Consider the following 13,496-nt stretch of genomic DNA (forward strand, 5'->3'; position numbering starts at 1 on the left):
CTTATTGATCCTTAGCTTGATCGAGATCTTGATCACGTCTCTGTTGTAACTGTGCCTTAGCACGGTGACTCGCCGCTTGCGCAGCGATATAGCCAAATACAATCGCAGGGCCGATAGTAATCCCAGGCCCCGGATAAGTACCACCCATGATTGAATTCAAATCATTGCCACAAGCGTATAACCCCTCAATCACACTGCCATCTTCACGAATTAAGCGTGCTGAGGTATCCGCCTGCAAACCTTTAGCCGTACCAATATCAGCAGGATAGAGCTTGAGCGCATAAAAAGGCGGGGTTTTAATCAAGCCTAAACTCGGATTCGGTTGATGGCTCGGATCACCATTAGCACGTTGATACACGGTCGAGCCGCGCTGAAATAAATGATCAACACCGCTTTCAGCGGCTTCATTCATTTGCGCAATAGCGGCCTTAAGATTTTCAGCCGAGACTAGTAATTTTTGTGCTAACTCATCGAGGCTGGCTGCCGTCAGTAAATAGCCATCCGCTAAATACGGACTGAGCTTATCGCCCCCTAAGCGCACCATACCCAAACCATATTTCTGAATCGCGGGGGCATCACAGATAATCCAAGCGGGATTAGTCCTTGCTCCCCCTGCCAGCATCTGCTTAGCAAACTCGTGATAAGAGCAGCTTTCATTCACAAAGCGCTGCCCCGTTTGATCAACACAGATCGTACCGGGTTTACTGCGGTCAAAAACAAAATGCGGGAAAACAGCCAAGCTAGTGTCTGCACGACGACGGATAGATACCGGTGCCCAAAAAGCGGGTTGATCTTCTGCTTGGCCATAACTAGCGCCTAAGCTCAGCACTTGTTTATGTAATTCACCGGTATGACCGGGAGCAGTCGGACTAAAATCGGGAACACCCGCTGGATAGTAAGCCTTGCGCTTGTCAGGATCACGCCCAAAGCCACCGGTAGCTAAAATCACCCCACCTTTAGCTTGGACTTGTTTGCTTATACCGGCTTGTTGCAAGCTTAATTGCACTGACCCCTCGGTATTAATTTTCAAATCAGTGACTTGCGTTGAAACGGTTAGCTCAATCTGCCGCTCCAACACTGAAGCCAACATCCGCGCAATCAAAGCATGCCCCATTACGCTTCTGGCGGTTTGCCCATAGAAGAGTTTATCCCGGTAATAACGCCCAACCAACTTGAGGGTATAGAGAAAAGATTTAGGCTTTTTAAAGCGCTGGAGCAGATGACTAATATCTTCGCGATTGACCATCATCCCGCCTAAGACGGTGAACTCTGGAATCGGTGGGCGTAATAATTGTAAATTGACACCTAAATGCCCTGCCTGATACGGCAATGGCTCTAAAGCCCGCCCATTCACAGTGGCACCGGGCAAATCCGCCAAATAATCAGGATGATAAGCACAAGCCCGGAAGGCTACTTGGGTATGATCCACTAAGTTGTGAATCGCATTCGCACCGTCTTTAAGAAAGGCTTCGCGCATGGCACGAGGAGCATGCTCACCCACAGCAGCATCTAAAAAAGACATCACCTGCTCAAAACTATCTTCAGTGGGGGTATCAGCTAGATAACGAGTTAAAGGCACCCAAGTCGTCCCACCGGACCAAGCGGTCGTGCCACCGACATATTCAGTCCGCTCCACTAACAGCACTTTACTGCCCGCGATGGATGCAAATAAAGCTGCTGCCATCCCTGCTGCACCGGTGCCTAAGACCACTACATCGTATTCTGCCTGCTCGGGAAGTGTTGCCAGCCACTGGCTCGCTTGTGTCTGTGCCATTCAAGCCTCCATGAGTGGGTGACTCAAGTCTCACCATTCGGCTTGAGTCCGGTCATTCAAGCTTAGATATTCACATAAATTTGAAATTGTTTCAATATTTGAAATTGTTTCAATATTTGTTTTTATTTGCTATCTTAGTAATGATTCCTGATTCAGTTGACTTGAAGAGGAAACAAAAATGAGTAGCGCCCTAGAAAAAGCCTTAGCTGTGTTAGAATTTATGGTTCGTCGCCCTTTGGGTTGCCCTGTTAGCGAAATCGCCTCTGCCCTAGATATGCCCGTGAGTGGTGTTCATCGGCTTTTGAAAGAATTAGAGCGCAGTGGTTATGTGCATCAAGCCCACAGCATGGGCGAGTATACCCTGACGATTAAATTAGCCTCTTTAGGCTTATCCTTTTTAGGTCAAACAGGTTTTTGCGATCTCAGCCAGCCGATCCTAGATGACTTAGCCCAGACCAGCCAAGAACTAGTACGCCTAGCCCTAGCGGATGGCGATCACTTGATTTGGGTAGGGGTAGCACAAGGTGCAACCTCAGGTCTACGCTATGACCCCGGTAGTGAGCAAGGCCAAATTGCCCATTTAGCCTCATCTGCGGGTGGGCAAGCATGGTTAGCGGCCATGAGTGACGAGGAGGCTATCGCCTTAGTCATGCAGCAAGGTCTACATAAAACCCAACCCGCTGGTGAGGCGGCGCCACAATCTATCGCTGAATTATTATCAATCCTAGCCACCATTCGTGAGCGCGGCTATAGCATGAATAGCAATAGTTTCCTCGCAGGGATGGCGGCGATGGCAACTGTGATTTATCAAGCCGATACTCAACAGGCGATTGGCACAGTCAGTATTGCCGGCCCCTCAGCACGCTTAACACCCACCGTCATGCAAGACATGGCTACTGCTTTAAAACAAGCGGCTTTAGCCTTAGGTGAAGCCAGCCGAGCCTCCTTGTATTTCAGTCAACACCGCCCCAAGCCAGCGCTTAGGAAACTTGCATGAGCATCATGACCACCCCTCCCCCTACCACTTGCTATGACCTGATTGTACTCGGTTCAGGTGCGGGGGGTTTAGCGACCGCTGTCACTGCTGCCTATTTTGGCTTAAAGGTCGTAGTCTTAGAAAAAGCTGAGGTCGTAGGGGGTACAAGTGCTTGGTCTGGAGGATGGCTATGGGTACCGGGTAATCCCCTTGCCCAACAAGCGGGGATTCAAGAAACCATCGCCGAGCCTTTAGCGTATTTAAGCAGCCAACTTGGCTTAGCAGCGGATAATCCGAAAATACGCCGTTTCTTAGAAGTCGCCCCAGCCATGGTCGAGTTTTTCCAGACGCATACTGCCGTGCGTTTTATAGATGGCAATCAGATCCCTGATTTTTATCCCGTAGCTGGCAGCGCTAGGGGCGGACGCTCAGTTTGTGCAGCGGCTTTTGATGGCCGCGAATTAGGGGCAGCCATTAAAGACTTACGCCCCCCCTTGAGTGTAATTTCGCTCGCTGGGATGGGGATAGCCTCAGGGCAAGATCTGCGGCATTTCTATCAAGCCAGCCGCTCCCTAGCATCGGCTTACTATGTATTGAAGCGCTTAGGCAAACATGCTTGGGATTTATTGCGCTATCAACGCAGCATGCAACTCGTGAATGGCAATGCTTTGGTCGCCCGCTTATTAAAATCCGCTCTCGATCAAGGAGTTGAATATCACACTCAGGTGCAAGTTCTGGAGCTGGTCAAACACGGTGAGCGGATCAGTGGAGTGAAAATCACGGCACAAGGTCAAACTCAAATCCTGTTCGCCAAGCAAGCGGTCGTCCTTGCTACCGGTGGTTTCCCCCATGATTTAGCACGACAAGCCCAATGGTTTAGACCCGAAAATGGTAGGCAGCATTATTCTGCTGCGCCGAACACCAATACCGGCGATGGTATTCAATTCGCTGAACAACTAGGTGCGCAGCTCAGCAATTTTGTGCAGGCAGGCGCTTGGTCACCGGTATCCTTAGTGCCAACTCGTCGAGGTGAGTTGCTGCATTTTCCGCATCTGATTGATCGCGCTAAACCCGGGATTATTGCGGTGTTACCCAATGGTCAGCGCTTTGTGAGTGAAGCAGATTCTTATCATGAATTTATGACCCAACTATTTAAAGCCACACCCGCCGCTCAAGAACCTTATTGCTGGTTAATCGCTGATCACCGTGCACAACGACGCTGGGGTTTGGGTTGGGCAAAACCTTTTCCATTTCCGCTGTATCCGTATTTAAAAAGTGGCTACTTAAAACGTGCTAATAGCCTTCAAGACTTGGCAGCACAATGCGGAATTGATGCCAACCAGCTAACGGCAACGCTCAAGACCTTCAATGCAGATGCCTTACAAGGCAGGGATAATCAATTTCAGCGCGGTGAATCCCCTTATAACCGCATCCAAGGTGATCCTGAACACACCCCCAACCCTTGCCTAGCTCCACTCACGCAAGCCCCTTTTTATGCAGTGAAATTAGTTGCAGGGAGTTTAGGCACGTTTGCTGGTATCACCACTAATGAAAATGCCCAAGTCCTAAACTCCAAGCAGCAAATTATCGAAGGCTTATTTGCAGTTGGCAATGATATGGCCAGTATCTTCCAAGGCCATTACCCTAGTGGCGGCATTACCCTAGGGCCTGCCATGACCTTTGGCTATGTGATTGGCTGCACCCTCGCAAACCAAGCACTTACCCCCTCTTCCTAGGAGATGATTGATGCAATATTACGAACTCACTACTTTAAAAACCATTTTATTTGGCGCAGCTAAAGCCGCACCAGGGATTCAAAGCTTTTTAGCAGCCGGGCAAGGACAGTTATTCGGTGCATGGGCCGCTGATATTGGCGCATTGAATGAAGTCTACTTATTACGTGGCTTCTCAGATTTAGCGGCCTTAGTCGGTGAACGCCAACGAGTACTAATGTCTGATAATCCTTATGGCTGTCTAGAGTATTTAGTGAATTATACAACGGATACTTATCTGCCCTTTGATTTTGTGCCGCCGATACAAACAGGAAACTATGGTGCAGTGTATGAGATCCGTACTTATCACACGAAACTCAATGGTTTAGCACCAACGCTTGAAAAATGGCGGGCAGCGATTCCTGCACGGATTGAGCACTCTGCGATGACCATCGCCATGTATGCCTTGGATGGAGCACCTCGATTCACACAAATTTGGCCGTATGCCTCTGCTAATCAACGCGCTGAGCTGCGAGCAAAAACCGTGGCAGATGGCATTTGGCCCCCCCAAGGCGGTCCTGATTGGTTAAGCCCAGCAATGACCTCGACTTTAGCCGTGCCACTGGCATTCTCACCCTTGAAATAAGAGCAAACTTAAGAGATCAACACTATGCGCTATCGTTTTTCGCTCGCTTATTTGACGGTGATGGAGGTCGAGCCGCCTGAGGCAGTGCAGATCGCTGCTGATACGGGCTATCAGCATGTCGGCTTACGTTTATGGCCAGCCGGAACTGAAGCCCCGTTTGCCATTTTCACTGACCAAACAGTCTATCAAGCTACTCAACAAGTCCTCGCAGAGACCGGTATCACGGTCGCTGATATTGAGATTATTCGCCTCAATGCTCAATTTCAGGCAAGCAACACTCAAGCTTTTTTAGAATGTGGTGCAGGTTTAGGTGCAAAACATATTCTAGTGGCAGGCGATGATCCTGATTTAACTCGTTGTACGGACAATTTTGCAGCCTTCTGCGAATTAGCCGCGCAATATCAGATGACAGCGGATCTAGAATTCATGCCGTGGACTCAAGTCCCCAACTTGAAGACCGCCTTGCAGGTGATTCATCAAGCTCAGCAAACCAATGCAGGGCTATTAATTGATGCTCTGCATTTTGCACGCTCTGCAAGCACCCTAGCAGAGTTAGCTACGGTTGACCCTGCACTGATTCACTATGTACAGTTTTGCGATGCCCCACTTCATTATGAACACAGCACCGAGGGTTTAATTCATACCGCCCGTGCCGAGCGTTTAATGCCGGGTGATGGCGAGCTTGATTTATTGAGCCTCTTCACTGCTGTGCCAAAAGGTGAGGATTTGGTAGTGAGCCTAGAAATCCCACAAAAGGAACGCGCAAGCACAGTACCCGCCCAGCAACGGGCAGCAGAGGCACTCCAAAAGATGCAAGCCTGCTTAAACAGCTTGAATAGGTTTATTTAAGCACGAGCTAACATCCCCTTGTGGACGATAAAATCAATAATCGTCTGCAAGCCCAATTTTTCTTTCAAGTTGGTAAACACAAACGGACGTTCGCCGCGCATCCGTTTACTGTCACTCTCCATCACTTCCAGCGAAGCGCCCACGTAAGGTGCTAGGTCGATTTTATTAATCACCAGCAAGTCAGAACGGGTAATGCCGGGGCCGCCTTTGCGCGGAATCTTTTCGCCTTCCGCCACGTCGATCACGTAAATGGTGAGGTCGGCGAGTTCAGGGCTAAAGGTTGCTGACAGATTATCCCCACCGCTTTCGATGAAAATCAGATCGAGGTCGGGGAAGCGGATTTGCAAATCTTCCACCGCTGCCAGATTCATGGAGGCATCTTCGCGGATCGCGGTATGCGGGCAGCCGCCGGTTTCCACGCCGACAATACGCTCCACGGGCAAGGCTTCACTACGCATCAGGAATTGCGCATCTTCCTGCGTGTAAATGTCGTTGGTGACAACGGCAATGTCGTAAGTGTCGCGCATGGCTTTGCACAGCGCATCCAGCAGCGCGGTTTTGCCAGAACCGACCGGGCCGCCGACACCGACTCTCAATGGATTGGACATGGTATTTCCTTTTTTCACGATCTAAATAAGCGGGTGTATTGGGTTTCGTGGCGGCTGCTAGCAATGGCTAACGCAGACGATGACGCGCCAATGTCGTCATCAGCTACTTGCAAACCTTGCGCCACCACTTTCGGCAGCAACGCCGTCATTTCATGCAGGATTTTCTGCCCTTGCGTTTGCCCCAACGGGATGATTTTCACGGCTGACAACACCAAGTTTTCCAGCCAGCTCCACACATAGCCGTAAGCGGCTTGTTGCAACGGGATTTGCCAATGCACGGCAGCAAGTGCGAAAGCAGCCGCTTGGCTTTGGGCGAGTAGCGGTTTCCAGCGGGCAGCATTGGGGATTTCCAGCGCAATCAGCAAATCGGTTAACGCCCGCCCGCGATTCTTTTCTTCCAGCAATAACTCGCTGGTTTCACGACTGGCGTTGAGGATGTGAATCCAGTATTCCAGCGTTTCCACATCAGCACGTTCCATCGCGTGATACAGGCGTTGCAATACCGGAATATCCAGATGCATCATGCCGCTGTGCAACTGACTTGCCAACCAGCCTTGTAAATCGGCGGGGGTAGCAATCCAACCCGCTTCCACCGCCCATTCGATCCCCTGCGAATAGGTGAATGAGCCAATCGGCAAGGTCGGGCTGACCAGATGCAGTAGGCGTAGTAGTGCCAGATCAGTGATCATGGGAATGCGCGTGAGCATGGTCATGATGATGTCCGTGCGAATGCCCGCCACCATACGCGCCTGCTTCCGGCTCGAACGGGGCTTGTTCCACCACCACATGCAAACCCAGACCGTGCAACATCTCGTCCAGCACATGATCGTGCTGGTAACGGATCATGCCTTGCATGATTTGCACCGGCACATGGCGGTTGCCGAGGTGGTAGCAGGCACGCGCCAACAGCCACGGATCATCGCAATACAGGGTGGAAACCGTTTCGGGGGCGGCTTGCACGCGGATCAGTTCGCCTTGATCGCCTTGCAGGACATCACCATGTTGTAGGCTGGAACCACGTGGCAGGAATAAGCCTGCATCACTGCCATCGTCCAAGGTGACGCGCTGGCGGCTGATAATGCGGCGTTCGTGTGGCAAAGTCAGCGACAGATGCGGCTGGCAGGGTGGTACGCTGCTTTTATCCAGAATACGTTCAATTTTGAGCATTACTTAACCTAGGTAGCGGAAATAACAATGGCACAATTACAAAGCAGTTTTCATGCCAAGACGGTAAAAACGCTCATACAAGCTTTCCAACCCCGCAATGTCTGAATCCTGCGATGCCAGTTCCAAATCATGGCACTTGGCACTGGCTAGGTGGAATACATCAAACTTGCGCTTTTCAATATTGCGTTGCTGGTCTGTGTGTGTCGCACGGTCAAAGCGGAATAAGTTGGCAGCCAGTTCGGAAACCTGGCGGTTGACATCCAGCTCGGTAAAACCATCCAGTGATTGTTTCACCTTGAAAAACCGCTCTTGATCTTGCCAGCCAATGCCGCGCAGCACTTCGTAGCGAATCAATGGGGTAATAATCAGTGCGACTTCTGCATTGCTCAATAAGGCTGCCAAAGTCTGCTTGGCTTTGGTACGTTCGGCTTCGGAAGTTGTGCTACCGTTATCCAATGCGGCGATCAATAAATTTGCGTCTAATAAAACCTTACGCATCGTCATTAAACCCCTTGCCCATTGATCAGGTTGAGTAACTGCTGTTTCGCTTGTTGTTGATCAGCGGGAATGAGGCTGTCGAGTTTCAGGCGATTCAGATCAATATCAAAGGCTTCTTGCAGCACATCAATCAACGAGGTGGTATTGGGTGAAGTAATCGCTTGGGTACGCACCACGCCATCGGTATCGCGTTGCAGGCGATAGGCTTCACCTGCTTTGAGTTGTGACAGCACGATGGAAGAATGGGTGGTGATATAAAACGTGGTATTCGGGAATAACTGTTTGAGCAAGGGGATGATTTTTGCTTGCCAAGACAGATGCAGGTGGCTTTCGATTTCGTCAATCAGCACGATGCCCTTCACTTGTTGCAAGCGGGTTTCGTTGGTGAAATAACCGTAACCGGACACAATCGCCTGTAGCATTTTCAGGATGGAAGCAAAGCCAGTACTCAGATGGGAAAGTTCACGCGGCTGACCATCAATTTTCAGATTAACCCGACCATCACCGCTGATTTGCATGTATTTGGGGTCGATACGGCTGTCGATTTTGTTTAGCAACTCCAATACCACCCGGATTTCGATGTCGCGGTTATCTTCCTGTTTTTGGTAAGGGTTAGCGGATTGGGCTAGGGTGACAAACCATTCTTCAATGCCTGTATCCATATTCAGGCTGGTGAAGTTCTTGTTCATACCTTGAACCAAACGACTGAAATAGGCATTGCGGCGTTGTTCCAATGTGCCAATGGCTTGGGCAGGTTTGTTGTCGTGTTGGATAAAGCCCCGGTTTTGCGAAGCGAGAAATACTATTGGTAGATGATGTGAGGGAAATTGTGCCTTTAGCTGATCACGTATTCTATTTGCCGTTAGTGATGCGGGTAAAGGCATGTGCTGAATTTCACGGAAACATAAAGCTATTCCCCAACTTGTTTGAGAGTTAGCGAACGCTTCATTGGTTGCTAACAAAACCTGAAACAACGCTTCGAGTGTTTTGGTTTTACCGACACCGTTCGCTCCTATCAGGGTATAAACTCGCTGGTTTTCCTGTAGGTTCAACTCGACGCTACCTACGCCTTTGAGTCCTTCGATTTTAATTGAGTATGTCAACATACGTTTTTCCTCGTTTAAGCCAGTACGCATGTAACTGAATCGCCGCCGCCAACACATCACTGGGTTGAAACCATTCTCGCGGATTTCGACTACACTGGCAAATTGATGGCCTAAGAAAAAATCAAAACAAAAAGTAACGTTGCGCCAACGGCAATTCACGCGCCGGTTCACAAATCAGCAATTCACCATCCGCCCGCACTTGATAGGTTTGCGAATCGACCTCAATCACCGGCTGGTAGTCGTTGTGGATCATGCTGGCTTTGCTGATGGTACGGCAGTTTTTCACCAGCCCAATCAGGCTTTGCAGCCCTAATTGCTGATGCACGCCCGCACTGTAGCCCGCTTGCGAGAGGAAGGTCATGGTGGTGGCGTGTTTGGCTTTGCCGAATGCGCCAAACATCGGACGGTAATGCACGGGTTGTGGGGTGGGAATTGACGCATTCGGGTCGCCCATTGGCGCGGCGATAATCATGCCGCCTTTGATGATCAGGCTCGGTTTTGCGCCGAAAAACGCCGGTTTCCACAACACCAAATCCGCGAGTTTACCGACTTCGATTGAGCCGACTTCGTGAGAAATGCCGTGGGTAATCGCGGGGTTGATGGTGTATTTGGCGATATAACGTTTGGCGCGGAAGTTGTCGTGTGTAGCGGGATCAGTGCCGAGGCTACCGCGTTGCACTTTCATTTTGTGCGCGGTTTGCCAAGTGCGGATGATGACTTCGCCCACGCGCCCCATCGCTTGTGAGTCCGACGAAATCATCGAGAATGCGCCCAAGTCGTGCAAAATATCTTCGGCAGCAATGGTTTCGCGGCGGATGCGGCTTTCGGCAAACGCTACGTCTTCGGCAATCGCGGGGGAAAGGTGGTGGCAGACCATCAGCATGTCGAGGTGTTCGTCGACCGTATTGATGGTGTAAGGGCGGGTTGGATTGGTGGACGATGGCAAGATATTCGCTTGCCCACAGGCTTTGATAATGTCGGGGGCATGTCCGCCGCCCGCGCCTTCGGTGTGGTAGGTGTGGATCACGCGGCCTTTCATGGCAGCAAGCGTGTCTTCGAGGAAGCCGGATTCGTTGAGCGTGTCGGTGTGGATGGCGACTTGCACATCCATTTCATCCGCCACCGTCAGGCAGTTGTCGATGGTGGCGGGAGTTGTGCCCCAGTCTTCATGCAGTTTCAGACCGATGGCTCCGGCAGCGACTTGTTCACGCAAGGGTTCAGGCAGGCTGACATTGCCTTTACCCAAGAAACCGAGGTTCATCGGCAAGCTATCGGCGGCTTCCAACATGCGGTGCAGATTCCAGATGCCGGGGGTGCAAGTGGTGGCATTCGTGCCGGTTGCAGGCCCCGTGCCACCACCGAGCATGGTAGTCACGCCGGATATTAAGGCTTCGTCGATTTGTTGCGGGCAAATGAAGTGGATGTGCGAATCAATCCCGCCAGCGGTGAGGATGTGGCCTTCGCCTGCAATTGCTTCCGTGCCTGCGCCGACCAGAATGTTCACGCCAGCTTGGGTGTCGGGGTTGCCTGCTTTGCCGATGCCGACAATGCGCCCGTGTTTGATACCGATGTCGGCTTTGACAATGCCCCAATGGTCGAGGATCAGTGCGTTGGTAATCACCACATCGACGACTTCGGCATCGTTGCGCTGGCATTGTCCCATGCCGTCGCGGATGACTTTACCACCACCGAATTTGACTTCATCGCCGTACACCGTGTGATCGTGTTCGACTTCGATAATGAGTGCGGTATCGCCCAAACGCACGCGGTCGCCGGTGGTCGGGCCGTACATTTCAGCGTAAGCCTGTCTGCTAATCCTTGCCATTACAATGCCCCCATGATTTTGCCTTGGAAACCGTAGACTTCGCGTGTGCCAGCAAAGGCTACCAGTTCGACTTCGCGGGTTTGCCCCGGCTCGAACCTTACGGCAGTTCCGGCGGGAATATTGAGGCGGAAACCGCGTGCCTGGTCGCGTTCAAACGCAAGGGCGTTATTGGTTTCAAAAAAATGGTAGTGCGAACCCACCTGAATCGGGCGGTCGCCAGTATTGGCAACGGCGAGGGTGACGGTTTCGCGCCCTGCGTTGAGTTCGATGTCGCCTTCAGCAGCGAAGAGTTGTCCGGGAATCATGGCTTACTCCTTACACAATCGGGTCATGCACAGTGACGAGTTTCGTGCCGTCAGGGAAAGTCGCTTCCACCTGCACATCGTGGATCATTTCGGCAATGCCATCCATCACGTCGTCACGGGTCAGCAACGTTCGCCCGTAATCCATCATTTCAGCGACTGAACGCCCATCGCGTGCGCCTTCCATAATTGCGCAACTGATGTAGGCAATCGCTTCAGGATAATTGAGTTTTAAGCCACGCGCCTTGCGGCGTTCAGCGAGTAATCCGGCGGTGAATAGCAGCAGCTTGTCTTTTTCGCGGGGGGTGAGTTCCATTGTATTGTTCCTCCTAAGTATTCCAGATGCGCGGCGGTGTGGCGGGGCGTCCCGTGACCAAGGGGCGGATAATCTGCCACAGATGCCGGAATAGGCGCTGCGCTTGCGCGGTGCTATTGCCGAGGTAACGCACCACCAGCACACCATTGAATAAGGTTACGCCAGCACTGCCGTTGGCAATGTCTTGGCAATGCGGGCGCACGGCTTCGAGTAGTGCAGGGGTAGCCGGAGTTGCATACAGCGTTGCCATGACAGGTTGTCCACGCAATCCGGCGGCGGTGTGCAAGTCGGCTTCACTGGCAATCAGCAAGCGATCCAGCAACAGCGGTTTGCCCGCACGGTAAACAGCCGTTTTGAACAGGGTCTTGCCGTGCGTAAATTGTTCGCCAATGCTTGGCAATCCTAGGCAGTGGATTTCCCAGCCGATGTATTGCGCCGCTGTATCCAGATGAATCGTGCTGTGCAAGGCGGTATTTGCACCGGGGAAAAAGATATTTTCCTGCGGCAACCACTCCAGACAACCGTCCGTAACGTGGAAATGTTGGTGTTGTTGCGCTTGTAATCCGGCAGAGCGGTAAAATTTGGTTGCGCCCGGCGTGGTCAGCAAGGCATGGGCATTGGATGCGACCTGAAAGTGCATCTGCAAACAATCACCACCCACCACGCCGCCGGGCGGGTGCAATACGTAAGCATGGCACACCTCTCCTTCGGGGTAGAAGGGGCGCTGCACTGCCAATGGCCCGCGCTGGGAACGGCTGGCAAGCACGGTTTTAGTGCTACGCTGCACGAAACAGAGGCGTAATTCGGCTTGCCAGCCTTGAGCCATAGCAGCTTCAGTCACAGTGCGAGATAGCAAGCTATGAGAAAACGGTAACATGACATAGGCACAAGTCCTTTTTGGCAAACAATGAAGAAACTGAAATGACAAGATGCAGATTTCGTACCAAAAGTTTATAGGGTCAGGAGAAAGTGGAAGAGATTCGGTGCTTAGGGTAATAACCAGTCTATAGGTGCTCTGCCATTGGCCTGCAAAAATGCATTGGCACGAGAAAAGGGGCGACTACCGAAAAAGCCACGATGTGCGGATAAGGGTGAGGGGTGCGCACTGGCAAGAATGCAATGGCGGGTAGTGTCAATCAGTACGGTTTTTTTCTGCGCGTGATTGCCCCACAGGACAAACACTACAGGTTGAGTTTGGGCGCTAACAGCTTGGATGATGGTATCGGTGAAAGTTTCCCAGCCGCGTTTTTGATGGCTGCCTGCCTTGCCTGCTTCTACCGTCAGTACGGTGTTGAGCAGCAACACGCCCTGCGCTGCCCACGCTTGCAGGCAGCCAGTGTGACTGTTGTTAATGCCGAGGTCATCTTGCAATTCGCGGTTAACATTGAGCAGTGAACGCGGCAATGGGGCAACATCGGGTTGCACGGAAAATGCCAGTCCGTGAGCGTGTCCGGGCGTGGGGTATGGGTCTTGACCGAGAATAACGACTTTGACCTGATCCAGTGGTGTGCTTTGCAAGGCGTTGAAGCGCTGTTCTGGCGGGGGCAGGAATTGTTTGCCTGCCGCAACTTCGGATTGCAGAAAATGGCTCAGGGCGAGCAGGTAAGGTTTGGTGAATTCTACACCGATGGCGGCTTGCCAGCTTGGGGGGAGAGTGGTGTTTTGCATGGGTATGGGTTTACCTTGTTCAGCAGACGCGGGGCATGTGTTATAGCAT

The 13,496-nt window shown here is 51.6% G+C and carries 15 protein-coding genes; 4 read left to right on the forward strand and 11 right to left on the reverse strand.

Annotated features, from left to right (window positions below; genetic code table 11):
* Window position 1: 1 nt before the first annotated feature.
* A complete protein-coding gene (locus B5D50_RS04315) occupies window positions 2-1,774 on the reverse strand; it encodes an FAD-dependent oxidoreductase (RefSeq protein WP_078921356.1) in 1,773 nt (590 codons plus the stop codon).
* 178 nt (window positions 1,775-1,952) lie between these two features.
* Here B5D50_RS04315 and B5D50_RS04320 point away from each other — a divergent pair, with 178 nt between their 5' ends.
* From B5D50_RS04320 to B5D50_RS04335, 4 genes are read left to right on the forward strand one after another with little or no spacing between them, the layout of a single operon-like run.
* Window positions 1,953-2,771: an IclR family transcriptional regulator gene (locus B5D50_RS04320; protein ID WP_078921357.1), complete on the forward strand. Its 819-nt coding sequence runs from the start codon at window positions 1,953-1,955 to the stop codon at window positions 2,769-2,771.
* Window positions 2,768-4,486 (forward strand): FAD-dependent oxidoreductase, encoded by a 1,719-nt coding sequence (locus B5D50_RS04325; RefSeq protein ID WP_200807028.1) that lies wholly within the window; start codon window positions 2,768-2,770, stop codon window positions 4,484-4,486. Before B5D50_RS04320 ends, B5D50_RS04325 begins: the two co-directional genes overlap by 4 nt.
* Before the next feature lie 10 nt (window positions 4,487-4,496).
* Window positions 4,497-5,108, forward strand: coding sequence for an NIPSNAP family protein (locus tag B5D50_RS04330; RefSeq protein ID WP_078921358.1), 612 nt, complete (start codon window positions 4,497-4,499; stop codon window positions 5,106-5,108).
* Between the two features lie 24 nt (window positions 5,109-5,132).
* Window positions 5,133-5,957: a sugar phosphate isomerase/epimerase family protein gene (locus B5D50_RS04335; protein WP_078921359.1), complete on the forward strand. Its 825-nt coding sequence runs from the start codon at window positions 5,133-5,135 to the stop codon at window positions 5,955-5,957.
* Here B5D50_RS04335 and ureG read toward each other — a convergent pair.
* The 10 genes from ureG to ung all read right to left on the reverse strand — a co-directional run bounded on the left by ureG (window position 5,954) and on the right by ung (window position 13,447).
* A complete protein-coding gene (gene ureG, locus B5D50_RS04340; protein ID WP_078921360.1) occupies window positions 5,954-6,565 on the reverse strand; it encodes an urease accessory protein UreG in 612 nt (203 codons plus the stop codon). The genes B5D50_RS04335 and ureG overlap by 4 nt on opposite strands.
* 14 nt (window positions 6,566-6,579) lie before the next feature.
* Window positions 6,580-7,278, reverse strand: a complete 699-nt coding sequence (locus B5D50_RS04345; RefSeq protein WP_234975796.1) for an urease accessory protein UreF — start codon at window positions 7,276-7,278, stop codon at window positions 6,580-6,582.
* Window positions 7,244-7,732 (reverse strand): urease accessory protein UreE, encoded by a 489-nt coding sequence (gene ureE, locus B5D50_RS04350; RefSeq protein ID WP_078921361.1) that lies wholly within the window; start codon window positions 7,730-7,732, stop codon window positions 7,244-7,246. Before ureE ends, B5D50_RS04345 begins: the two co-directional genes overlap by 35 nt.
* A gap of 36 nt (window positions 7,733-7,768) precedes the next feature.
* Window positions 7,769-8,230: a type II toxin-antitoxin system VapC family toxin gene (locus B5D50_RS04355; RefSeq protein WP_159448567.1), complete on the reverse strand. Its 462-nt coding sequence runs from the start codon at window positions 8,228-8,230 to the stop codon at window positions 7,769-7,771.
* Between the two features lie 5 nt (window positions 8,231-8,235).
* Window positions 8,236-9,495: an AAA family ATPase gene (locus B5D50_RS04360; RefSeq protein WP_234975797.1), complete on the reverse strand. Its 1,260-nt coding sequence runs from the start codon at window positions 9,493-9,495 to the stop codon at window positions 8,236-8,238.
* Window positions 9,458-11,161, reverse strand: a complete 1,704-nt coding sequence (ureC, locus tag B5D50_RS04365) for an urease subunit alpha (protein ID WP_078921364.1) — start codon at window positions 11,159-11,161, stop codon at window positions 9,458-9,460. The genes B5D50_RS04360 and ureC overlap by 38 nt, the downstream gene beginning before the upstream one ends.
* Window positions 11,161-11,466, reverse strand: a complete 306-nt coding sequence (locus tag B5D50_RS04370) for an urease subunit beta (protein ID WP_078921365.1) — start codon at window positions 11,464-11,466, stop codon at window positions 11,161-11,163. The genes ureC and B5D50_RS04370 overlap by 1 nt, the downstream gene beginning before the upstream one ends.
* A 10-nt stretch (window positions 11,467-11,476) precedes the next feature.
* Window positions 11,477-11,779 (reverse strand): urease subunit gamma, encoded by a 303-nt coding sequence (gene ureA / locus B5D50_RS04375; protein WP_078921366.1) that lies wholly within the window; start codon window positions 11,777-11,779, stop codon window positions 11,477-11,479.
* A gap of 13 nt (window positions 11,780-11,792) precedes the next feature.
* Complete coding sequence (locus B5D50_RS04380; RefSeq protein ID WP_234975798.1) at window positions 11,793-12,656, reverse strand: urease accessory protein UreD; 864 nt, start codon at window positions 12,654-12,656, stop codon at window positions 11,793-11,795.
* 110 nt (window positions 12,657-12,766) lie between these two features.
* Window positions 12,767-13,447, reverse strand: a complete 681-nt coding sequence (ung, locus tag B5D50_RS04385) for a uracil-DNA glycosylase (protein ID WP_078921367.1) — start codon at window positions 13,445-13,447, stop codon at window positions 12,767-12,769.
* Window positions 13,448-13,496 lie beyond the last annotated feature (49 nt).

It is taken from the genome of Thiothrix eikelboomii (assembly GCF_900167255.1).
In the GTDB taxonomy this organism is placed as follows: domain Bacteria; phylum Pseudomonadota; class Gammaproteobacteria; order Thiotrichales; family Thiotrichaceae; genus Thiolinea; species Thiolinea eikelboomii.